Here is a 1001-nt window from a genome sequence, read left to right as displayed (position 1 = left end):
GCCGGAGCCGGAGTCCGCGGAGGAGACCGCCGCCCGGCGGCACCGCAGCCTCGAGGACACCGGCGGTCAGTCGGTGGCCGACCTGCTCGCCCGGATGGGCACCGCCCCCTCCGGAGGCGGCAGGCGCAGGCGCCGCGAAGAGTGAGCTAGTCTGCTATCGACCGTCCGGTACCCGCAGCGCGGGACCGGAACGTAGGAATCCACGACAAGTTGCGAGGTCGTCTGCGATGGAGCAGCCCCCTGCGCGTGCGTCGGCCGTCCCCGACGGGCTGCGTCCGGCCCGGCTCACGGTCGGCCTGATCTCGGCCGGCCGGGTCGGCACCGCGCTCGGCGTGGCACTGGAGCGCGCCGAACACGTGGTCGTCGCCTGCAGCGCCATCTCGCAGGCCTCACGCAGGCGGGCCGAGCGCCGGCTCCCCGACACCGCCGTGCTGCCCGTGCAGGACGTGGCAGCCCGGGTGGAGTTGCTGCTGCTCGCGGTGCCCGACGCGGAACTGCACGGACTGGTGGCGGGTCTGGCGGCCACCGGGGCGGTGCGCCCGGGCACGATCGTCGCGCACACCTCGGGAGCCAACGGGGTGGCGATCCTGTCGCCGCTGACCGAGCAGGGCTGCATACCACTTGCCATCCATCCCGCGATGACCTTCACCGGGTCCGACGAGGACATCGCCCGGCTGTCCGAGGCGTGCTTCGGGGTGACCGCGGCCGACGAGGTCGGCTACGCGATCGCGCAGTCACTGGTGCTCGAGATCGGCGGCGAGCCGTTCCGGGTTCGCGAGGATGCCCGCACGCTGTACCACGCCGCCCTGGCGCACGGAAGCAATCACCTGGTCACCGTGCTGCTCGACGCCGTCGAGGCGCTGCGGTCGGCGCTGTGGGGGCAGGAACTGCTCGGGCAGGAACTGGTCGGCGGGGCGCCCGGCGGCATCGCCGAACGCGTCGTCGGTCCGCTCGCGCGCGCGGCGCTGGAGAACGCACTGCAGCGCGGCCAGTCGGCGCTG

General features: G+C 74.0%; 1 protein-coding gene and 1 pseudogene. Both read left to right on the top strand.

From position 1 onward, the window contains the following. Positions 1 to 145, top strand: a pseudogene (locus Q2100_RS31895) (DUF6779 domain-containing protein); the annotation flags it as partial. Between the two features lie 82 nt (positions 146 to 227). Continuing rightward, positions 228 to 1001, top strand: a 774-nt coding sequence (locus tag Q2100_RS31435; protein ID WP_302917151.1) for a Rossmann-like and DUF2520 domain-containing protein, incomplete at its 3' end; no start/stop codon positions are given.

Source organism: Mycolicibacterium arseniciresistens (genome assembly GCF_030519285.1).
Taxonomy (GTDB): domain Bacteria; phylum Actinomycetota; class Actinomycetes; order Mycobacteriales; family Mycobacteriaceae; genus Mycobacterium; species Mycobacterium arseniciresistens.
The sequence above is the reverse complement of the archived record's forward strand: the minus strand, read 5'-3'. Positions and strand labels throughout refer to the sequence as shown.